Origin of the sequence: Sphingomonas faeni, assembly GCF_040407495.1 — a bacterium.
In the GTDB taxonomy this organism is placed as follows: domain Bacteria; phylum Pseudomonadota; class Alphaproteobacteria; order Sphingomonadales; family Sphingomonadaceae; genus Sphingomonas; species Sphingomonas faeni_D.
The window spans coordinates 136,196-155,601 of the sequence record NZ_JAPZPP010000001.1 but is presented as its reverse complement, the minus strand read 5'-3'; the positions used below and the strand labels follow the sequence as shown (position 1 = coordinate 155,601).

The window sequence follows — 19,406 nt, the reverse complement described above, 5'->3', positions numbered from 1 at the left end:
TGAGGGCTACGGCCTGCAGACCGACTGCCTCGAACCATCAAAGCCTCGGTTAGCGCGTCAGCCGCTCCGCATGCCACGCGACATGATCGCTCACAAACGTCGAGATGAAATTGTAGCTGTGATCATACCCCGGCTGCATCCGCAGCGTCAGGTCGATCCCCGCCGCCTCGCACGCCGCCACCAGCAACTCGGGCTTCAACTGCTCGACCAGGAAGCCATCCGCATCCCCCTGATCGACCAGAATGTCCTTCACTCGCGCGCCATCCTCGATCAGCGCGCACGCGTCATACGCGCGCCACACCGTCCGGTTCGCCCCGAGATACCCGCCAAGCGCCTTCTCACCCCAGGCACACTGCAACGGCGCCACGATCGGCGCGAACGCCGACACGCTCCGGAACCGCTCCGGATTGCGCAGCGCGATCGTCAGCGCACCATGGCCGCCCATCGAGTGTCCGAAGATCCCCTGCCGCGCCATATCCGCCATCGGAAATTCCGCGCCGATCAGCGCCGGCAGTTCGTCCTCGACATAGGACCGCATCCGGAAGGTCTTCGCCCAGGGCTCCTCGGTCGCATCGACATAGAAGCCCGCGCCCTTGCCGAAGTCGTACGCGTCGTCGTCCGGCACGTCGGCCCCGCGCGGCGAGGTATCCGGCGCCACCAGGATCACGCCCAGTTCGGCACACGCCCGCCGATACTCGCCCTTGTCCATGACGTTCGCGTGCGTGCACGTCAGCCCCGACAGGAACCACAACACGGGCAACCGCGCGCCTTCGCCATGTGGCGGCACATAGACCGCAAACGTCATGTCGGTACCGGTCGCGGTCGAGGCGTGCCGATACACGCCCTGCGTACCGCCGTAAGCCTTGCTGGTGGAGACGGTCTCCATCACGCGACCCGGTGCAGCGCGCAGATCTTGTTGCCCGACGGATCGCGGAGATACGCGAGGTACAGCTTCCGCCCACCCGTAGCCTCACGCACACCCGGTGGATCCTCGCAGGCCGTTCCGCCATTCGCCAACCCAGCAGCATGCCAAGCATCGGCTGCATCGGTCGAGGTCGCAGCGAACCCCAGCGTGCTGCCGTTGCCATGGCTCGCCGGCTGCCCATCAATCGGCTTGGTCAGCAGAAAGCGGCCGCCGTCATGCGCGTAGACCACCCGCCCCCATTCATCGACGACGCCTTCAGGTACGCCAAGCGCGCCCAGCGCCGCGTCGTAGAATGCCTTCGACGCCGCGATATCGTCGGCGCCGAGCATGATGTGCGTGAACATGACCCCGCCCCTCAGTAGATCACGACGGAGCGGATGCTCTCGCCGGCGTGCATCAGGTCGAAGCCCTTGTTGATCTCGTCGAGCGTCAGGCGGTGCGTGATCATCGGGTCGATCTCGATCATCCCGTTCATGTACCAGTCGACGATCTTCGGCGTATCGGTCCGCCCGCGCGCGCCGCCAAACGCCGTCCCGCGCCAGTTGCGCCCGGTGACCAACTGGAACGGTCGCGTCGAGATCTCCTTGCCCGCCTCGGCCACGCCGATCACGATCGAGGTGCCCCAGCCGCGATGGCACGCCTCGAGCGCCTGCCGCATCACCGTCGTGTTGCCGGTCGCGTCGAAGGTGTAGTCCGCGCCGCCATCGGTCAGCGCGACGATGTGCTGGACGATGTCGCCGACATCCTTCGAGTTGGCAAAGTGCGTCATGCCGAAGCGACGGCCCCATTCCTCGCGGTCGGAATTGATGTCGACACCGACGATCATCCCCGCGCCGGCCAGCCGTGCACCCTGGATCACGTTCAGCCCAATCCCGCCGAGACCGAACACGACGACGGTATCGCCCGGCTGGACCTTCGCCGTGTGCACCACTGCGCCGACCCCGGTCGTCACGCCGCAGCCGACGTAGCACGAGGTATCGAACGGCGCGTCCTCGCGGATCTTCGCGACCGCGATCTCTGGCAACACCGTAAAATTCGAGAAGGTCGAACAGCCCATGTAATGGAAGATCGGCTGGCCCTTGTAGCTGAACCGCGTCGTGCCGTCGGGCATCAGCCCCTTCCCCTGCGTCGCGCGGATCGCGGTGCACAGGTTGGTCTTGCCGCTGAGACACGACTTACACTGGCGGCACTCGGGGGTGTAAAGCGGGATCACGTGATCGCCGACTGCGACGCTGGTCACGCCCGCGCCCACTTCGCGGACGATGCCTGCGCCTTCATGCCCCAGCACGCTCGGAAACAACCCTTCCGAATCAAGCCCGTCGAGCGTGTACGCGTCGGTATGGCAGATGCCCGTCGCCATGATTTCGACGAGGACTTCGCCGAATTTCGGCCCTTCGAGGTCGAGTTCGACGATCTCGAGCGGTTTTTTTGCCTCGAAGGCTACGGCGGCGCGGGTCTTCATGGGTGGGTCTCCTTGATTGCCGCCCTGATGCCCCTCGCGCCCCGGCTCCGCAACCCGTCGGCGATGCAACCAAAGCCACGTTCCCGCGCTTGATCCTTTCAAATCAAGGAGATGGCGCGATGAAGGATCCGAAGAAGGGCGACGAGGTCACCTGGAAATCGCACGGCGGCGAGGCGCACGGCACGGTCGAGAAGAAGCAGACCAGCGACACGAAGATCAAGGGCCACACCGTCAGGGCCTCCAAGGAGGAGCCGCAGTTCATCGTAAAGAGTGACAAGGGCGGCAAGGCAGCGCACAAGGCGGACGCGCTCACCAAGGCGTGACCACGCGCGCAGTGCCTAACGCACGCGCGCAACAGGAAGGAATGCTTATGGCTACAGCTCCCAAGACCGGCGGCATCCACGCCCCCGTCCAGCCCTCTCCCGAGCTCGGCGAGATCGTCGGCAACGACAAGCTGCCGCGCAGCGAAGTGATCAGCAAGGTGTGGGTCTACATCAAGGCACACAACCTCCAGAACCCCGAGAACAAGCGCGAGATTCTGGCTGACGAGAAGCTGAAGAAGGTCTTCGGGCGTGACAAGTGCACGATGTTCGAGATGAACAAGTACATCTCGCAGCACGTCAAGGCCTAACCGCCAGCACTGCACGGCAAGCGGCGACGGCGGATCCTTTGAGGGCCCCGTCGCCCCTTGATCGTCTCTACCCGATTACTGTTACGTTATGGCGACTACCGAGTCGCCGTGGCGCCTGATGGTGCCGCAATGAGCCTCGACCGATCACGAACCAGGCGCTTGATCGTCCCTTCCGACCGTCGTACTGCGCATCCGGATGCCCCCGTAGCTCAGCCGGATAGAGCGACGGTTTCCTAAACCGTAGGCCGCGTGTTCAAATCTCGCCGGGGGCACCAGCTTTTCCGCCATTTTCTGCCGCTTCTAACACGATCTAAACATGCGGATAGCTACGGTTCGCATGGGCACAAGAGGACACAGTATATTCCCGCAACGATCTGCCTTATCTAGGGCAGCATCCCCCTGCCCCAACTCATGCCGTACATTTCGCTGACGTTCCGGCGACACAATTCCCGCGTGACCGCCACGGACACAAGATTCGGCACAGAGAGCGCAGGTCTTACGACGGCACACGGGTTTAAGCATTGGCGTGCAGCATACTGCATCAAGCCATGCCGCTCGAAACCGCCCCTAAAGACTAGGTTTGCTAAGGGCGTGCGGCAGATCCGCAGACTGCATAAAAGCCGCCTAAAAAGCTCGAAGGCAAGGCGGGGGTTCTTGCGCCATTCACGGGGTCGCCGCGCGATGGGGCTCCGTCCGGCGAGGTCAGGCCTCGAGAGGTCGATCAACCATCGCACGGCGCGCGCGCCTTTCGCCAACGCGCTGGGCCGACGGCTGCTAGTCCCTCGTCCAGAGATCGCGGATGCCTAAATCGTGCGGCTCCGCGCGGCAGTAGGCACCGAGCAGTTTATGATCCCGTTCGGTCAACGCAGCCGGGCGACCGGCGTTGATGAACCGGGAGAGATAGTCCGGCGATCGATCGATCATACGCGACAACGCCCCAATGCAACTCGGCGTCGTCGATCGCGGCGAACGCATCGGAGGGCAAGCGCAAGACCTTTACCGCAGGCAAGGTCGACGGCGCGAAAAAGCGCTCGCGGATCTACGGCGCCAAGGCCGACGCCAGCGCCGCGGCGAATACAGCGCATAGCCGCGCCCAGCGCGAGCCGGCCTCACTAGATCCCCGCCTCGCGCTCGGCCGACCGGATATTTCGCCCGAACAGAAAAGACCTTCGTCGGCTATAAGGCCGAGATTGATGCCGTGGCGTGGATCGTCGGCGAGGTGTCGCACATCCTCGGCGGCCGGGGATATGCGACTAAGTGAAAACTTCAAATTGATCGCCATGTTGGCAATCTCAACGACCTTATACGACGCAACCGAATAATTGATGCATCCGTTTACTGAAATACTTTAGTACCGATTGAAACCCAGTACGGCACGCCGTCGCGGAAGCGAACATTTTCCAAACCAGCAGCCTGCATCATCCCGGTGATTTGCGCCTTGGTGAAACGCTGCTCAAGTCGAGTCCCGAACCGGTCCAAAGCGTCTGTCCGCATCGTATAGAAACTATACTTGCGGTAAGAGCTAAGAGGCAAGCTATCAACGTTGCCTCCCAATCTCTCGACAATCCGAGAAGCTTGAGCGGCCGGCCAGTAGACAGTCGCTGCTATAACAGAGGTGATCGCCTTACGCGGCCGGATGGGGAGCTTGGATATCCCGCGGCGGAGCACGTCGGAGCTTTTCCATGCCGCCCTGAACCATGCAGGCCGCTGGTCGAAGGCATAATAAAGATAGACCAGAAACGGAGCACCGGGCTTGAGTTTCGCGACTGCGTCTTTCAATGCTTTAGCCGTGTCTGGGATATGATGCAGCACGCCGAGAGAATAGCCGAAATCTTGGCTATCGTCGGCCAGCGGTATCGCCCCGGCATCAGCCAAATGAAACTGGACGTTCCCTTCTCCAGCCAAACGCCGCTTCGCAACGGCTAGTGCAGCTTCGGCCGGATCTATGCAATGGAGAGTACCGACCTTGGGGGCAACGCCGGCCGCCCAACGGCCAGACCCACACCCCAGGTCAAAGCCTACCGCATCGGGTCGTAAAGTTTTGAAATCCAACAGGGAAAAATACCCGTCGAAGTGATGCTGCCACTCATCATCTTTCATCGCAGTCTAATCGAAGGCTGCCCATTCTTCGCCGAAACCCTCGACGGTCGCAGTATCAATATTCGTCATCGGCTGCCCTTATCGTTGTTTTCTAGGAACAATCGCCTACACGCCTGCTACTCACCTGCATTCTGCGTCCAACTGAGACATGACGCCAACAAACGGGATTTCTCGTCAGCGACCTTGTATAACTCAGATCAAGTTCTTAGCAACCCATTGCCTCATCCCGCGCCATCGCTCGATACACGGCGGACACCTGCCCGGTCAGCACGGGGAATTCCCCGACCGGGTTGAACTGTCGAAGCACAACGGCCCCCTGCCGGCTCCGAACAAGTTGCTTGATCAGGACACGGCGAACCGCCTCGCCATCGAACGTCGGCCCGCGCAACTGGACGGCGACGTCATCACCGACGCCGGGCATGTCCCTCGCCCGCATTGCTACCTTGGTCGTCAACCGCGGTTCTTTAGGCGACTTGAACATGATACTTCTCGGTGAAGCATCTCGACCGGCTTGCCGCCTGGTTCCGGAACGAGGATCATTGCCCAACAACAGCATTCCCGAGAATGCCGTGGCCGCGCTATTCAGCATCGGTCGCCCCCGCTCTCAGTCGCACGGGGCAGTGAATCTGCCTCTAAAGTCGCTTTCCATCGAGTAGACTATATCCGTACCGGCAAGGGCGGGATTTTTCATCTGCAGCGGATGACGCTGCCGCGTTAAGGCTTGGGAGAGCATCGAATATTCGCGGAAACTGGTGTTCAGCCGCTGGCTGCAGGTCGTAGATCAACCAAGCACATGCCGGTTTCGCATCCAAGCAGTTGACCGATCCGGCCCCAACGCAACGACTGGTCAATATTTCAGATTTATATTGTCAGCATATGTTTCAAGCTCATGTATTTTCAAAGAATTATTATGCCTCCAGGAAATATGCTCTCACGAACATATAACAACGACAACTTTCCGCTTGCTCAAATACTTGTACGACTTCAAAGCAGGCTTGGGGGACAGCATAACTATGCATCTATTTCGCTCATTGGGGGCGCTTGCCGTCTTGACTATTCCGGCGGGCTGTACGCCGATGGCCGGCGCGACGTATCGGCTTTATAGTTCGTCGGGAGGCAATACCGAGCGGGTCCATTTCGCCAGCTTCAATTCGATCAAGCCCGGTGATTTCAATCAGAAGAACTGCGCCATGACGCTTCGACTGCTAGAGACACATCTGCTCAAGGTCAGTCCAATGTCGACCGTTCGGTTTTGGTGCAACAGAGAATAATTGCGCTCGTCTGCCAGGAGACGGATGAGCTCGGAACGAGCGGACGGTTTGAGACTCAACGGCGGCGCGCCATGCCGAGCGACGTGCGGGAACGCGGGATGGTTATCCTTTAGCCAAAGATGTTTATCCGCCGCGTGCATGCGTGCATGGAGGCGAAATGCTCTCGACTGCGACGCGATCCGATCCCGCCACTCCCCTTTCCCCCGATTTCGTCGTGATCGACGTCGAGACCGCCTGTTCGCGGGTCAGCAGCATATGCCAGATCGGCATCGTCGGGTTTCGCGACGGACGCGAGATCTTTGAATATGAGACGCTGCTCGATCCGCGCGATGAATTCCACCTGTTCAACACCCGCATCCACGGCATCGCCGAGCATCACGTCGTCGGCCAGCCGAGCTTCGCCGACGTCCACGGCATCGTCCACGGCCATCTGTCCGGTCGCACGACGGTAGCGCATTCCTATTTCGACAAGGGCGCGCTGGCGGCTGCGTGCCGGGTCCATGACCGCCCTGCGATCGAGACGGTCTGGCTCGACAGCGTACGCGTCGCCAAGCGCGCCTGGCCCGATCTGGAGAGCCATCGGCTCGGGCTGCTCGCTCGATATCTGGGGATCGAGCACAAGCATCACGACGCGCTGAGCGATGCGCGCGCGGCGGGCTGGGTGATCGTCAAGGCGATCGACCATACCGGGATAGCGCTCGACGAATGGCTTGCTCCGGCGAGCAAGCCCGGTCCCGCCCCGCGCCCCGCACCGTCAGGACCGCTCACCGGCGAACGGATCGCGATCCTCGGCGAACCCCGCGATGGCGCGCTGGCGTGCCGGATCGCGGCGCTCGGTGGCCGGATCGTCTCGGCGGTCGGCAACACCACGACCGCCTTGGTGATCGCGGGGCGTGCGCCGTTCGCCTATTCCATCCGCAACAGCGGTGCGTTCCGCCGAGCCGAGCACTATCGCCGCCTCGGCGGTGCGATCAGGATCGTGTCCGAACACGAGCTGGACCTGGAGAGTATGATCACAGGTCGAGTTACCGGCTGAATATATATTTGCCGATATGCGTGATCCGGCACGCCAGATCAGCCTCCCCGCTCGCCACCACGTAGAATTCGCCTGCGTCGGCGATGCCCGTCGTGAAGACGACGTTGTCGAGGTACATCTGCTCCTTCAACGGCTCGGTCAGCACCGGGTTCGGCTCCAGCAACGCGGTATGCTCGGTCGCGACTGTGATCGACGGATCGTCCTTGTCGAGGATCGACCAGTACGTCCGGTAGATCCCGACCACACCCGACGGCTCCACCCCGTGCCACAGCGTCAGCCAGCCGCGATCAGTCAGGATCGGCGGGGCGCCGCCGCCCATCCGCGCCGTCGCGACGGTGGCGGCATGCGGGCGGATGCCCGGCTTGTCGTGCGGCTTCCAATGCAGCGCGTCGGGCGAGCGCGATAGGTTGATCGACGGGCCGCTGCGCCACTCGCTCCCTGGCGGATAGGCGAAATACAGGTCGCCGAGCGGGCGCGTCTGCGCCCAATACTGCTCGTCGATCAGCCCCTCGAAGATCAGCATGTCCTTGTTCTGGTGATCGAGCACAATCCCCTCCAACTGCCAGTCGAGCGCGTCGGCAGAAGAATACAGCGTGGTCGAATGCCGCTCGGGACTGACCGAACACGTGGTCATCAGATAGCGATCGCCGACCTTGGAGATCCGCGCATCCTCGACGCCGTAGCATTGGTACGAGGTGCGCGGCGCGATCGCCTTGTCGTAATGCACAGCGACCACCGCGCGCCCCTCGGCATCGAGTTCGACCGGCAACAGCCACGACAGCGACGTCAGCGCCATTACCTTCCACCCGCCGCCGGGGATCAGGAATTTCCGCGGGTCCTTGGTATCGACCATCTGCAACGGCCAAGCGTCGAGCACATACGCGCCGTCGTCCCAGCGGATCGCATGGACGTTGCCGTCCCTGACCGGCTTTTTCAACGCCTCCGCCACGCGCACCATCAGCAGCAGGTTGCCGTTCGCCAGCCGCGTCATTCCCGGATTGAACGCGCCGAGCACATAGGTCTCGGCGCCGACCTTGCCCGCCAGCGGCGAGCGCGACAGGTCGATGTCGGCGGGGGTGAAGACGAGCTGGTCGAACATGCTATTCTCCTTTGATTTACGTCGGGCGACTTCCACCAACTCCGTCATTCTGACGAAAGTCAGGATGACGGGATGGGCGCCGCGCGAACGGGGGGCGTGGGTTAGCCGTCGGCGCGCCTATTCCCCCTCGAGCGCCCGCGGGACGATCACGATCTGCTGGATTACGGTCCGCGTCGGCTGCGTCAGCACGAACTCAACCCCGACCGCGATGTCCTCCGCGCGCAGCATCTGCTCCGCCTCGATCATCTGGCGCTGCTTGTCGTCGGGGACGTCCGGATACTGCATGTTCGACCCGACCTTGCCGGGCTCGACCAGCGAGACCTTGATGCCCTTCGGCCCGAGCTCGCGCCGCAACGCCTCCGAGAAGCCGGCGATTCCGGATTTCACCCCGGCATACACCGTCGAGCTCGGCCCGAGGATATGCGCGCTCAGCGAGCCGATGATGACGATGTCGCTGATCGGCTTCATCCGGTGCGCAGCGTGATGTGCGCTGAGCAGGTACGCCGTAAAATCGACCGCGATCGCGTAGCGAAGCTCGTCCTCGCTCATCTGCGTCAGACCGCCGGCCGCGACCGCCGCGTTGACGACGGTGATGTCGAACCCGCCCAGATACGCCTCGCCCGCATCGAAGAACGCGCGGACCTTGTCGGGATCGGCGAGTTCGGTGACCATCCCGTCGCCCTCGCCAACTTCACGAATCCGAGCGAGCGCGTCCTGCAGATACCGTTCGTCACGTCCGCAGATATAGACCTTGGCGCCCTTAGCCGCGAGCAGCACCGCGATCGCCCGGCCGATCCCGGTCGTCCCCCCGGTAATGATCGCGCGGCGGCCCTTCAGCGGGCGGACAGTGGTGTGGGCGTCGGAGAGTTCGGTCATCAAGTATCCCGGCTTGTCAGCAGATTGGCGGCGAAAAACATCGTGCCGCCCTCCCCTAAGCGCGGATCGCCGCCCCCTCAAGCGCGCGCGCCAGCAACCGGTCGATCGGATCCTGCAGCATCGTCTCGCTCAACGTCGGCGCATGGCCGACGCCCGGCACCGTCACCAGTTCGGCGTGGTCGAGCGATGCCGCCATCCGCTCCGCCGTCGCTGCGGACAACAGGTCCGATCGTCCACCACGCACGATCAGCGTCGGCACGTCGCGGAGCGAGGCGAGCGCCTGCCACATGTCCGCCCCCGCCTCGTTACCCGGCACGCGGAACGGTTCGGCGATCTTCAGATCGTAATCGAGCACGATCCGGCCCGAACTGTTGAGCCGGTACAGCCGCTTGGCCATCGCTAGCCAGTCCTCGATCTGCCAGTCGGGATAGACGTCTGCGTTGTTTTCCGAAACGCAGCGTGCTGCATGCATCCAGGTCGGGAAGACGCTCGCCTTGCCGACATAGCCGCGAATTCGCGACAGGCCCTGCGCGTCGATTTCCGGGCCAACATCGTTGAGCAACGCCGCCATCATCCGGCCCCGCGATGGCCCCGCCATCAGCATCGTCACAATTCCGCCGAGCGACGTGCCGAACGCGATATACCGATCGATGCCGAGTTCGGTCAGCAACCCCTCAACGTCCTGCACGTACGTCAAGGGCACGTACGACATCGGGTCCTTCGCATAGCCGCTCTCGCCCCGCCCGCGAAAATCCACCGAGATCAGCCGCCAGCGTCCCGCCAGCCGCGCCGCCAGCGCGTCGAAATCGCGCGCATTGCGTGTCAGCCCGGGCATGCAAATGATCGGCGGCTGGCCTTTCGCGCCCCCCGGATAGTCCCTCGCATGGAGTCTCAGCCCGTCGTTGGACCACCAATAGAGGTTTTCGTAAGCGGCCATGGTTGCGTCCTTCGGGTAGTGGCCACCATATCGCCGCATGCCTATCTCCCCGCAAGCCTATCGCCCCGAAGCAAAACTCCTCGACCTCGGCGATGGCTTCTTCGACCCCGTCGCGCCCGCGAACTTCCCCTTGACGAAGCTCCACTTCCGCAACGATCGCGCCGCCGTGCAGATCGGAGTCGACACGCTCACTGACGACGAATGGACGCGCCATTTCGGCCGGTTCGAGCCGCTCCCCGGCACGCTCCCCCAGCCGTTCGCGCTCCGCTACCACGGCCACCAGTTCCGCAACTACAATCCGGATCTCGGCGACGGCCGCGGTTTCACCTTTGCACAAATGCGCGACGATTGCGGTCGCCTGATGGACCTCGGCACCAAGGGCTCCGGCCAGACGCCGTGGAGCCGTGCCGGTGACGGCCGCCTCACGCTCAAGGGCGGCATGCGCGAAATCCTCGCAACCGAAATGCTGGAGGCGCTCAACGTGCCGACTTCGCGGACGCTGTCGCTGATCGAGACCGGCGAGGAACTCCAGCGCGGTGACGAACCCAGCCCGACTCGCTCCGCGGTGCTGGTCCGCCTCAATCACAGCCACGTCCGCATTGGCAGCTTCCAGCGCCTCGCCTACCACCGCGACGAAGCGGCTTTACGCAAACTCGTCGGCTACACGCTGCGCAACCTCTACGACGAGGACAGCGACGACCCCGTCCGCCTGCTCGACCTCGTCGTCGGCCGTACCGCGCGTCTCGCGGCACGCTACATGGCGGCGGGTTTCGTCCACGGCGTGCTCAATTCGGACAACATCAACGTCACCGGCGAGAGCTTCGACTATGGCCCCTGGCGGTTCGCCCCAACCTGGGACCCGGCCTTCACCGCCGCCTATTTCGACCATCAGGGGCTATACGCGTTCGGCCGCCAGCCCGAGGCGATCCACTGGGACGTGATGCAACTCGCCGTCGCGCTTCGCCAGATCGCCGAGAGCGACCCGCTGGTAGCCGCACTCGACCAGTTCGGTCCGCGCTATCAACCCGAAGTCACGCAGGCGATCCTTTGGCGCCTCGGCGTCCGTCCGCGCAATCCGGATGCGGACCGCGACCTTGTCCAGGCCACCGAACGCTCGCTCCGCACCTCGGAAGTCGGGATCGACCGCTTCTTCTTCGACGTGTTCGGGGGAGAGCTGCCCGACACCTACGCCGAACCCTGGACAGAAGTCCGCGCCGCGCTCGCATCGTACGAACCCCGCAAGGACCGGTCGCACGCCTATTGGTCGGGCGAGCCTTGCAGCATGCTGATCGACGAAGTGGAGGCGATCTGGGCCCCGATTGCCGATCATGACGACTGGACGCTGCTGAATGCAAAAGTCGCCGCGATCCGCAACATGGGAGAGGCGCTCGCCGAATAATTGGAATCATTGCTGATTTGGGGCAAGAGCAGCGCCATGTCCGAAGAGATCATCTCCCACGAACCCGCGACCGGCGCGGTCCTCTGGCGCCATCCGGTCGGCGACGTCGATGCCGAAGTCGCCTGCGCGCGTGCCGGCTGGTCGAGCTGGGCGTCGAAGCCGCTCGCCTTCCGGATCGAAACGATGCGCCGCTTTGCCAACATCGTCCGCCAGCGCAACGACGCGTTCACCGACCTGATCTCCCGCGAAACCGGCAAGCCGATCTGGGAAGCGCGCGGCGAAGTCGAGACAGTGATCGCCAAGGTCGACATCTCGGTCAGCGCCTATGCCGATCGCACCGCGCAACGCCGCCTCGAAGCGACGATGGGGTCACGCATCGCGGTCCGCCACAAGCCGCACGGCGTGTTGGCGGTGCTCGGACCGTACAACTTCCCCGCGCATCTGCCCAACGGCCATATCGTTCCTGCGCTGATCGCGGGCAACGCGGTCGTCTTCAAGCCGTCGGAAAAGACACCCGCCGTCGGCGCCTTCCTAGTCGAATGCTTCCGCGCCGCCGGCGTCCCGCCCGAGTGCATTCGTCTCGTCATCGGCGGCCCGAACGAAGGCAAGGCGCTGGCCGCGCATCCCGATATCGACGGCCTGCTATTTACCGGCTCGGCGCGCACCGGTCTGGCGCTCAACCGCGCGTTCGCCGACAAGCCCGAGAAGATCCTCGCGCTAGAGATGGGCGGCAACAACCCGATCGTCGTCTGGGATACGCCCGACCTGCACACCGCGGCCGTGCTGATCATCCAGTCGGCCTTCACCACTGCTGGCCAGCGCTGCACCGCAGCCCGCCGACTGATTGTCGATAGCAAGCTGTACGAGCCGTTGATGGCAACGCTCGACAAGATGGTCGGCCGGATCATCGTCGGCGAACCGCACGCCAATCCCGCCCCGTTCATGGGCCCGGTGATCGACAACGAAGCCGCCGAGCAGCTGACCGAGAGCTTCCTCGAGCTGCTCACGCGCGGCGGCCGCCCGATCCGCCATCTCGAACGTCCGGTCGCGGACCTGCCGTTCCTCAAGCCCGCGCTGATCGACGTCACCGACATCGCCGACCGCCCGGATATCGAGCTGTTCGGACCGATCTTGCAGGTCGTCCGCGTCGACGATTTCGACGCCGCGATCGCCGAGGCGAACAACACGCGCTACGGCCTGTCCGCTTCGCTGATCAGCCAGACGCCATCGCTCTACGATCGGTTCTGGGCGAACATCCGCGCCGGCATCGTCAACTGGAACAAACCCACCAATGGTGCCTCGTCGGGTGCGCCGTTCGGCGGCATCGGCTGGTCGGGCAACCACCGCCCGAGCGCCTATTACGCGGCGGATTACTGCGCCTACCCGGTCGTCAGCAGCGAATCCGAAAGCGCCCGTGCCAGCATCGGCATCGGCTTGGCCGACGGTTAACCGACCGCCACGGAAAGCAATCCTACCTCCCGCCAAAGCATCATTCGGTTGCAGCGCAGCGCCCATCCGCCCATCTCCGACAACATGGCAAGTCTCCTAGACCCAACCGCCCGCGGGCGCGTCATCCTCGTCGGGGCGGGGCCGGGCGATCCTGGGCTCCTCACCGTCCGCGCGGTCGAGGCGCTGAAGACCGCCGACGTCGTCGTGCATGACGGGCTAATCGATCCGCGTGTGCTCGACATCGCGCCGCCGTCGGCGCAACGAATTTCGGTCGCCAAGCAGCGCGCGCGCCACACGCTGCCGCAGGAGGCGATCAACGCGCTGATCATCGCGCATGTGAAGACCGGCGCGATAGTCATCCGGCTTAAGGGTGGCGACCCGTTCGTGTTCGGTCGCGGCGGTGAGGAAGTCGAGGCGGTTCGCGCCGCCGGCCTGCCGGTTGAGGTAATCCCTGGCGTCTCGGCTGCGCTTGGCTGTGCAGCGGAGGCGATGCTGCCGCTCACGCACCGCGATCATTCGAGCGCGGTCAGCTTCGTCGCGGGCCAGTGCAAGGGTCTGACCGAGCAGGACTGGTCCGGGCTCGCGGGGCAAGGTCGCACGTTGGTCATCTACATGGGCATCGCGACCGCGAGCGACATTGCCGACAAGCTGATGGCCGACGGCGTCGCACCCGACATGCCCGTGGCGGTGCTAGAGCGAGGCACATTGCAGGGTAGCCGTGCGATCCGCACGTTGCTCGCCGATCTCGGTCCGATGGTAGCGCGCGAGTCCGTCCAGAGCCCCGCCATCATCGTCGTCGGCGAAGTCGTCGAACTGTCGGACGCCGAAGACAAACTCGCCCGCTGGGCCCGCGTAGCAGAGGACGCCGCCGCATGAAGCTGTTGACCGGAAACGACCTTCCCACTGGCGACGTCGTCTGGTGGACCGGAAATGGCTGGTCGCGCCACATCGAGGACGCGGCCGACGTCGGCGTCGCGGGCGAAGCGATCCTTCAGGCGGAGGAAGGCGCGCGGCGCGTCAACGTGCCCTATCTGATCGAGGCGACGCAGACCGACGAAGGCCCCCGCCCCGCCCACATCAAGGACCGCATCCGCGCGTTGGGCCCGACGATGCGGCCCGACCTTACTCTCAAACCCGCCGACCCCAACGCCGGCAGCTGGGTAATCTGACATGTATAAATATGACGAATACGACCAGGCGATCGTCGACCAGCGCGTCGACGAGTTTCGCGATCAGGTCCGCCGCCGCCTTTCGGGTGAGCTGACCGAGGACCAGTTCAAGCCGCTCCGGCTGATGAACGGGCTGTACCTCCAGCTGCACGCGTACATGCTGCGGGTCGCGGTGCCGTACGGGACGCTCGACGGCCGCCAGATGAGGATGCTCGGGCATATCGCGCGGAAGTACGATCGCGGCTATGGCCACTTCACCACGCGCCAGAACATCCAGTTCAACTGGATCCAGCTCGACCAGACCCCGGACATCCTCCAGGAGCTGGCGACGGTCGAGATGCACGCCATCCAGACCAGCGGCAACTGCATCCGCAACATCAGTTCCGACCAGTTCGCCGGCGCCGCCGCGGACGAGGTCGCCGATCCGCGTCCCTGGGCCGAGCTGATCCGCCAATGGTCTACGTTCCATCCGGAGTTCACCTACCTCCCGCGGAAGTTCAAGATCTGCGTGATCGCAGCGGACGAGGATCGCGCAGCGATGCGCCTCCACGATATTGGCATCGGTCTTCACATCCGCGACGGTGAACTCGGCGCAAAGATCTTCGTCGGCGGCGGCATGGGCCGCACACCGATGATCAGCCACGAGATCCGCGACTTCGTCCCCGCCGATGACCTGATGAGCTATCTCGAGGCGTGCCTGCGCGTCTACAATCGTTACGGCCGGCGCGACAACATCTACAAGGCGCGGATCAAGATCCTGCTCCACGAGATCGGTCCCGACGAATATCGCCGCCAGGTCGAGGAAGAGTTCGCCGCGGTGAACGGCCTCGGCCTCGATCCCCCGCGGGCGGAACTGGAGCGCATCACGAGCCACTTCGGCGCGCCCGATTTCGACGCTAAAGCCTCGACCGATATCGACCGCAGCGACCCCGATTTCGCGGTCTGGCTCGACCAGAACGTGAAGGCGCACAAGCAGCCGGGCTATGCAATCGTCAACATCAGCCTCAAGCCGATCGGCGGTATCCCCGGCGACGCGTCGGCGGACCAGATCGACGTGATGGCGGATCTCGGCACGCGTTACAGCTTCGACGAACTGCGCGTCACGCATGCGCAGAACATCGTCCTGCCGCACGTCCGCATCGCCGACCTGCACGCGGTGTGGTCGGCGTTGAACGAGGCGGGGCTGGCCGAGGCCAATCTCGACCTGATCAGCGACATCATCGCCTGCCCCGGTCTCGATTATTGCAGCCTCGCCAACGCGCGCTCGATCCCACTCGCGCAGAAGATCGCGACTCGGTTCGGCAGCCTCGATCGCCAGCGCGATCTGGGCGAACTGAAGCTCAAGATCAGCGGCTGCATCAATGCGTGCGGGCACCATCACGCGGGCCACATCGGCATCCTCGGCGTCGACAAGAAAGGCACCGAGAATTATCAGCTCTCGCTCGGCGGCTCTGGCGCGGAGGACGTGAGCCTCGCGAAGATCACCGGGCCTGGTTTCTCGGAGGACGGCGTGGTCGACGCGATCGAGCGCGTCACCGATCGGTATTTGCAGGTCCGCGATCCCGGCGAGCGCTTTCTCGACACCTACCGCCGCGTCGGCTTCGAGACGTTCAAGGAGGCGATCTATGGTTGAGTATCCGGACCAGACGCTGCTCCGCTTCCGCGACGACGAGCCGCATGACGAGCCCGCGGTGACGCTCGATTCGTTCATCGGCCAGAGCAACGCCGCGGCCGTGCGCCTGGAAGCGGGCGACGATGCCCGCGCGCTGTTGCCGCAGATCGACCAGCTCGCGCTGATCGAGGTGAGCTTCCCCGGCTACCGCGACGGGCGTGGTTATTCGTCCGCGCGGATCCTGCGCGAGGCGGGGTATACCGGCGAACTGCGCGCGCAGGGCGACGTTCTGGTCGACCAGATTCCGTTGATGCGGCGCTGCGGGTTCGACAGCTTCGCGCCCCAGGCGCCGATCGACATCGACGTGCTGCGCGCGAGCCTCGAGCGCTACGATACGCCTTACCAGAAGGCGGCGGACGGCGCGGTGCCGGTGTGGAAGCTGCGCCATGGGTGAGCCCGCGCGCCAACTCGACATGATCGACGTCACGCCGGCGTTCACGCGCGCCGATGCGATGGCGATGCAGGAGCGGTTCGAAGGCGTCTCCGCACAGGAGATGCTGTTCGAACTGCTCGTCGGCGAGTTGCGCGGTCGGATCGCGGCGGTGTCGTCGTTCGGGGCGGAGTCGGCCGTGCTGCTGCACATGGTCGCGCAGGTCGATGTCGACGTACCGGTCGTGTTCACCAATACACAGAAGATGTTTGGCGAGACCTTGGCGTATCGTGATGAGCTGGCGGAGAAGCTGGGGTTCACGGACCTGCGCGTGTTCCGTCCCGATCCGCGGTTGCTGGCGATCAAGGACAAGACGGGGTTGCGGTGGTCGTACGACCCCGACGGATGCTGCGATTTGCGGAAAGTCGAGCCGTTGCGGCGGGCTCTCGCCCCGTTCGATGCGTGGATATCGGGGCGGAAGGGGTTCCAGTCGGGAACGCGTACCGCTCTCCCCCGCTTCGAAGAGGACGAGGGCCGATTGAAGATCAACCCGCTGGCGGATTGGGACAAGGCCAAGCTCGACGCCTATTTCGCCGAGCACGAACTGCCGCGGCATCCGCTGGAGGCGCAAGGCTATCTCTCGATCGGCTGCGCGCCGTGCACGACCAAAGTCGCCCCCGGCGAAGACCCGCGCGCAGGCCGCTGGCGCAGCTTCGACAAGGTCGAATGCGGCATCCACGCCCCCACCGACTACGACCCGATGATCTGATGCGCCCGTCCCTCGCCCCTCCGGGGAGAGGGAGGGAGGAGCCGTAGGCGACGGAAGGGAGAGGGGAGTTGGGATCTAGGTCCCGAGCCACACTCCCCTCTCCCTTCCCACGGCAAGAGCCGCGGGCCCCTTCCCTCTCCCCGGAGGGGCGAGGGACCTCGTAGGATCAATACTCGGCGAGATCTGAGAACTTCGTGATCGTCGGGTCGAACTTCATCCGGACCTTGCCGGTCGCGCCATGGCGCTGCTTGGCGATGATCAGCTCCGCTAAGCCGTAGACACGCTCCATCTCCGCCGCCCACGACGCATGGTCCTCGAAGATCTTCGAGCTGTCGCCTTCCGCCGGGCGCTTGGGCTCCTTCGACGCGACGTAATAGTCCTCGCGGTAGACGAACCAGACCATGTCGGCGTCCTGCTCGATCGAGCCGGACTCACGAAGATCCGACAGCATCGGCGTCTTGTCCTCGCGCGACTCCACCGCACGCGACAGCTGCGACAGCGCGAGCACCGGGACGTTGAGGTCCTTCGCCAGCGTCTTCAGCCCACGCGAAATCTCGGAGATTTCCTGGACGCGGTTGCCGTCCTTGCTCTTGCCCGACCCCGACAGCAGCTGGAGGTAATCGACCACCACCAGCCCGATCTCGTTGTTATGCCGACGCTGCAACCGGCGCACGCGCGTATGCAGTGCGCCGATCGAGAGACCGCCGGTATCGTCGATGAACAGCGGGAGATTCTCCAGCTCGGCAGCGGCCGCCGCCAACTGCGCGAACTCGGTGCGGCTGATCTTGCCCATACGGAGCGATTCGGAACTGATCTGCGACTGCTCGGCGAGAATACGCGTCGCGAGCTGATCGGCGGACATTTCCAGCGAGAAGAACGCGACCTTCGCCCCGACCGAATCCTTCGGTGCGATCCCGTCGGCCATGTCGCGCATCCAGCGCCGCGCGGCGTTGAACGCGATGTTAGTGGCGAGCGAGGTCTTGCCCATGCCCGGACGCCCGGCGAGGATCATGAGATCGCTGTGATGCATGCCGCCGATCTTCGCGTTGATCGAATCGATGCCGGTGGTGACGCCCGACAGATTGCCGCCCGAATTCAGCGCGCGCTCGGCCATCTTGACCGCCGCGGTCGTCGCTTGCGCGAACGACTTCACCGTATTCTCGGAGCCGCCGTCGGCCGCAACCTTGAACAGCTCTTCCTCGGCGAGCTCGATCTGTGCGCGCGGGTTGACCTCTTCCGAGGTGTCCATCGCGCGGTCGACCAGCGTCCGCCCGACCGACACGAGCGCGCGGAGCATCGCCAGGTCGTAGATCTGCTGCGCGAACTGGCGCGCACCGATCAGTCCTGCGCCGCTGCCGGTCAGCCCGGCCAGATACGCCGGCCCGCCAAGCTCGCGCATACCCTCGTCCGCGTCGAACATCGGCCGCAGCGTCACCGGCGTCACCAGCATGTCGTTGCCGCGCAGCGTTTTGATCGCCGCGAAGATCCGCCCATGGACGGGCTCGAAGAAATGCCCAGGTTCGAGCTTGTCGACAAGGTCGTCCGCGAGCCGGTTGTCGATCATCATCGCGCCGAGCATCGCGGCCTCGGCCTCGACGTTGCGGGGAAGCTGCTGCGGCTCGGCCACGGCTGGGATGGGGAATGCGAGAGTTGCCATCCCCCGCACCTACGCGATGCGGGCGCGCGCGTCCAAGCTACTCGCGCCGGAATGCTGGGGATAAGTGACAGGGCGAATGTCCCCCGCTATCGAACCGTGATGGCCGACCCGCGGATCATCGACGTGCAACTCGACGAGACCAGTCTCGGCTGGCGCTCGCCCGACGTCGAGCAGGAGCGGCGGATCGCGATCTTCGACCTGATCGAGGGCAATCACTTCGCCCCACAGCGTGCCTATGCCGACGGCTATACCGGGCCGTACAAGATCAAGCTCCAGTCGGAGGAAGGGCGCCTCGGCATCCATATCCACCGCGAGGACGATACGCATCTCGAGACGCTGGTGCTTGCGCTCGGTCGGTTCCGCCGGCCGATCCGCGATTATTTCGCGATCTGCGACAGTTACTATCAGGCGATCCGGCAATCCTCCCCCGCCCAGATCGAGACGGTCGACATGGCCCGCCGCGGCGTCCACAACGAAGCCGCCGAGCTGCTGAAAGAGCGTCTCGACGGCAAGATAGAGGTCGATTTCGACACCGCGCGACGGCTGTTCACGCTGATCTGCGTCCTCCACATCCGCAACTAGAA

General features: G+C 64.2%; 20 protein-coding genes and 1 tRNA gene. 12 read left to right on the top strand and 9 right to left on the bottom strand.

Translation table 11 applies throughout. From position 1 onward, the window contains the following. Positions 1-49 precede the first annotated feature (49 nt). Genes fghA through O6W96_RS00785 form a run of 3 tightly spaced genes read right to left on the bottom strand, consistent with a single transcriptional unit; the run spans position 50 to position 2,387 of the window. Positions 50-886 carry an S-formylglutathione hydrolase gene (gene fghA / locus O6W96_RS00795; protein ID WP_353467808.1) on the bottom strand — a complete coding sequence of 279 codons (837 nt, stop codon included), beginning with the start codon at positions 884-886 and terminating at the stop codon, positions 50-52. Next, positions 886-1,269, bottom strand: a complete 384-nt coding sequence (locus tag O6W96_RS00790; RefSeq protein WP_353467807.1) for a VOC family protein — start codon at positions 1,267-1,269, stop codon at positions 886-888. Before O6W96_RS00790 ends, fghA begins: the two co-directional genes overlap by 1 nt. An 11-nt stretch (positions 1,270-1,280) precedes the next feature. Beyond that, positions 1,281-2,387, bottom strand: a complete 1,107-nt coding sequence (locus O6W96_RS00785; protein WP_353467806.1) for an S-(hydroxymethyl)glutathione dehydrogenase/class III alcohol dehydrogenase — start codon at positions 2,385-2,387, stop codon at positions 1,281-1,283. Positions 2,388-2,506: 119 nt separating this feature from the next. Between O6W96_RS00785 and O6W96_RS00780 the strand changes: the two genes are divergently transcribed. The 3 genes from O6W96_RS00780 (at position 2,507) to O6W96_RS00770 (ending at position 3,293) form a co-directional block, all read left to right on the top strand. Beyond that, positions 2,507-2,710, top strand: a complete 204-nt coding sequence (locus O6W96_RS00780) for a DUF2945 domain-containing protein (protein ID WP_353467805.1) — start codon at positions 2,507-2,509, stop codon at positions 2,708-2,710. A 47-nt stretch (positions 2,711-2,757) separates the two neighbouring features. Continuing rightward, on the top strand, positions 2,758-3,018 hold the full coding sequence (locus O6W96_RS00775) for an SWIB/MDM2 domain-containing protein (RefSeq protein ID WP_031394799.1): 261 nt from the start codon (positions 2,758-2,760) through the stop codon (positions 3,016-3,018). Positions 3,019-3,216: 198 nt separating this feature from the next. After that, positions 3,217-3,293, top strand: a tRNA-Arg gene (locus O6W96_RS00770). Positions 3,294-4,353: 1,060 nt separating this feature from the next. On the opposite strand, the gene O6W96_RS00765 is transcribed toward O6W96_RS00770, so the two are convergent. Continuing rightward, positions 4,354-5,118, bottom strand: a complete 765-nt coding sequence (locus O6W96_RS00765) for a class I SAM-dependent methyltransferase (RefSeq protein ID WP_353467804.1) — start codon at positions 5,116-5,118, stop codon at positions 4,354-4,356. A 205-nt stretch (positions 5,119-5,323) separates the two neighbouring features. After that, positions 5,324-5,572 carry a hypothetical protein gene (locus O6W96_RS00760; protein ID WP_353467803.1) on the bottom strand — a complete coding sequence of 83 codons (249 nt, stop codon included), beginning with the start codon at positions 5,570-5,572 and terminating at the stop codon, positions 5,324-5,326. Between the two features lie 974 nt (positions 5,573-6,546). Between O6W96_RS00760 and O6W96_RS00755 the strand changes: the two genes are divergently transcribed. After that, complete coding sequence (locus O6W96_RS00755; RefSeq protein ID WP_353467802.1) at positions 6,547-7,425, top strand: exonuclease domain-containing protein; 879 nt, start codon at positions 6,547-6,549, stop codon at positions 7,423-7,425. On the opposite strand, the gene O6W96_RS00750 is transcribed toward O6W96_RS00755, so the two are convergent. From O6W96_RS00750 to O6W96_RS00740, 3 genes are all read right to left on the bottom strand, one after another. Next, the gene (locus O6W96_RS00750; protein ID WP_353467801.1) at positions 7,415-8,524 is read right to left on the bottom strand and encodes a glycosidase; all 1,110 of its coding nucleotides are present in this window, start codon (positions 8,522-8,524) and stop codon (positions 7,415-7,417) included. The genes O6W96_RS00755 and O6W96_RS00750 overlap by 11 nt on opposite strands. Positions 8,525-8,641: 117 nt before the next feature. Next, positions 8,642-9,400: an SDR family oxidoreductase gene (locus O6W96_RS00745; RefSeq protein ID WP_353467800.1), complete on the bottom strand. Its 759-nt coding sequence runs from the start codon at positions 9,398-9,400 to the stop codon at positions 8,642-8,644. A gap of 55 nt (positions 9,401-9,455) precedes the next feature. Continuing rightward, positions 9,456-10,337, bottom strand: coding sequence for an alpha/beta fold hydrolase (locus tag O6W96_RS00740; protein WP_353467799.1), 882 nt, complete (start codon positions 10,335-10,337; stop codon positions 9,456-9,458). Positions 10,338-10,374: 37 nt separating this feature from the next. On the opposite strand from O6W96_RS00740, the gene O6W96_RS00735 reads away from it, so the two are divergent. The 7 genes from O6W96_RS00735 to O6W96_RS00705 all read left to right on the top strand — a co-directional run bounded on the left by O6W96_RS00735 (position 10,375) and on the right by O6W96_RS00705 (position 17,165). Next, a complete protein-coding gene (locus tag O6W96_RS00735) occupies positions 10,375-11,736 on the top strand; it encodes a protein adenylyltransferase SelO family protein (RefSeq protein ID WP_353467798.1) in 1,362 nt (453 codons plus the stop codon). 36 nt (positions 11,737-11,772) lie between these two features. Then, entirely contained in the window at positions 11,773-13,185 is a 1,413-nt protein-coding gene (gene astD, locus O6W96_RS00730; protein WP_353467797.1) for a succinylglutamate-semialdehyde dehydrogenase, read from the top strand. 84 nt (positions 13,186-13,269) lie between these two features. After that, positions 13,270-14,061, top strand: a complete 792-nt coding sequence (cobA, locus tag O6W96_RS00725; RefSeq protein WP_353467796.1) for a uroporphyrinogen-III C-methyltransferase — start codon at positions 13,270-13,272, stop codon at positions 14,059-14,061. After that, entirely contained in the window at positions 14,058-14,354 is a 297-nt protein-coding gene (locus O6W96_RS00720) for a DUF2849 domain-containing protein (RefSeq protein WP_107955139.1), read from the top strand. Before cobA ends, O6W96_RS00720 begins: the two co-directional genes overlap by 4 nt. Position 14,355: 1 nt before the next feature. Next, positions 14,356-15,987: a nitrite/sulfite reductase gene (locus O6W96_RS00715; protein WP_353467795.1), complete on the top strand. Its 1,632-nt coding sequence runs from the start codon at positions 14,356-14,358 to the stop codon at positions 15,985-15,987. Beyond that, entirely contained in the window at positions 15,980-16,420 is a 441-nt protein-coding gene (locus O6W96_RS00710; protein ID WP_056050673.1) for a DUF934 domain-containing protein, read from the top strand. Before O6W96_RS00715 ends, O6W96_RS00710 begins: the two co-directional genes overlap by 8 nt. Beyond that, positions 16,413-17,165 (top strand): phosphoadenylyl-sulfate reductase, encoded by a 753-nt coding sequence (locus O6W96_RS00705; RefSeq protein WP_060527031.1) that lies wholly within the window; start codon positions 16,413-16,415, stop codon positions 17,163-17,165. Before O6W96_RS00710 ends, O6W96_RS00705 begins: the two co-directional genes overlap by 8 nt. A gap of 166 nt (positions 17,166-17,331) precedes the next feature. Here the strand turns inward: O6W96_RS00705 and O6W96_RS00700 are convergent, their stop codons facing one another. Beyond that, on the bottom strand, positions 17,332-18,822 hold the full coding sequence (locus O6W96_RS00700) for a replicative DNA helicase (RefSeq protein ID WP_353467794.1): 1,491 nt from the start codon (positions 18,820-18,822) through the stop codon (positions 17,332-17,334). Positions 18,823-18,921: 99 nt separating this feature from the next. On the opposite strand from O6W96_RS00700, the gene O6W96_RS00695 reads away from it, so the two are divergent. Next, positions 18,922-19,404: a UPF0262 family protein gene (locus tag O6W96_RS00695; protein WP_353467793.1), complete on the top strand. Its 483-nt coding sequence runs from the start codon at positions 18,922-18,924 to the stop codon at positions 19,402-19,404. Positions 19,405-19,406: the final 2 nt, after the last annotated feature.

Coding starts and splice junctions, on each gene's coding strand:
- fghA (WP_353467808.1), bottom strand. CDS start 886: ATGGAGACCGTCTCCACCAGCAAGGCTTACGGCGGTACGCAGGGCGTG.
- O6W96_RS00790 (WP_353467807.1), bottom strand. CDS start 1,269: ATGTTCACGCACATCATGCTCGGCGCCGACGATATCGCGGCGTCGAAG.
- O6W96_RS00785 (WP_353467806.1), bottom strand. CDS start 2,387: ATGAAGACCCGCGCCGCCGTAGCCTTCGAGGCAAAAAAACCGCTCGAG.
- O6W96_RS00780 (WP_353467805.1), top strand. CDS start 2,507: ATGAAGGATCCGAAGAAGGGCGACGAGGTCACCTGGAAATCGCACGGC.
- O6W96_RS00775 (WP_031394799.1), top strand. CDS start 2,758: ATGGCTACAGCTCCCAAGACCGGCGGCATCCACGCCCCCGTCCAGCCC.
- O6W96_RS00765 (WP_353467804.1), bottom strand. CDS start 5,118: ATGAAAGATGATGAGTGGCAGCATCACTTCGACGGGTATTTTTCCCTG.
- O6W96_RS00755 (WP_353467802.1), top strand. CDS start 6,547: ATGCTCTCGACTGCGACGCGATCCGATCCCGCCACTCCCCTTTCCCCC.
- O6W96_RS00750 (WP_353467801.1), bottom strand. CDS start 8,524: ATGTTCGACCAGCTCGTCTTCACCCCCGCCGACATCGACCTGTCGCGC.
- O6W96_RS00745 (WP_353467800.1), bottom strand. CDS start 9,400: ATGACCGAACTCTCCGACGCCCACACCACTGTCCGCCCGCTGAAGGGC.
- O6W96_RS00740 (WP_353467799.1), bottom strand. CDS start 10,337: ATGGCCGCTTACGAAAACCTCTATTGGTGGTCCAACGACGGGCTGAGA.
- O6W96_RS00735 (WP_353467798.1), top strand. CDS start 10,375: ATGCCTATCTCCCCGCAAGCCTATCGCCCCGAAGCAAAACTCCTCGAC.
- astD (WP_353467797.1), top strand. CDS start 11,773: ATGTCCGAAGAGATCATCTCCCACGAACCCGCGACCGGCGCGGTCCTC.
- cobA (WP_353467796.1), top strand. CDS start 13,270: ATGGCAAGTCTCCTAGACCCAACCGCCCGCGGGCGCGTCATCCTCGTC.
- O6W96_RS00720 (WP_107955139.1), top strand. CDS start 14,058: ATGAAGCTGTTGACCGGAAACGACCTTCCCACTGGCGACGTCGTCTGG.
- O6W96_RS00715 (WP_353467795.1), top strand. CDS start 14,356: ATGTATAAATATGACGAATACGACCAGGCGATCGTCGACCAGCGCGTC.
- O6W96_RS00710 (WP_056050673.1), top strand. CDS start 15,980: ATGGTTGAGTATCCGGACCAGACGCTGCTCCGCTTCCGCGACGACGAG.
- O6W96_RS00705 (WP_060527031.1), top strand. CDS start 16,413: ATGGGTGAGCCCGCGCGCCAACTCGACATGATCGACGTCACGCCGGCG.
- O6W96_RS00700 (WP_353467794.1), bottom strand. CDS start 18,822: ATGGCAACTCTCGCATTCCCCATCCCAGCCGTGGCCGAGCCGCAGCAG.
- O6W96_RS00695 (WP_353467793.1), top strand. CDS start 18,922: ATGGCCGACCCGCGGATCATCGACGTGCAACTCGACGAGACCAGTCTC.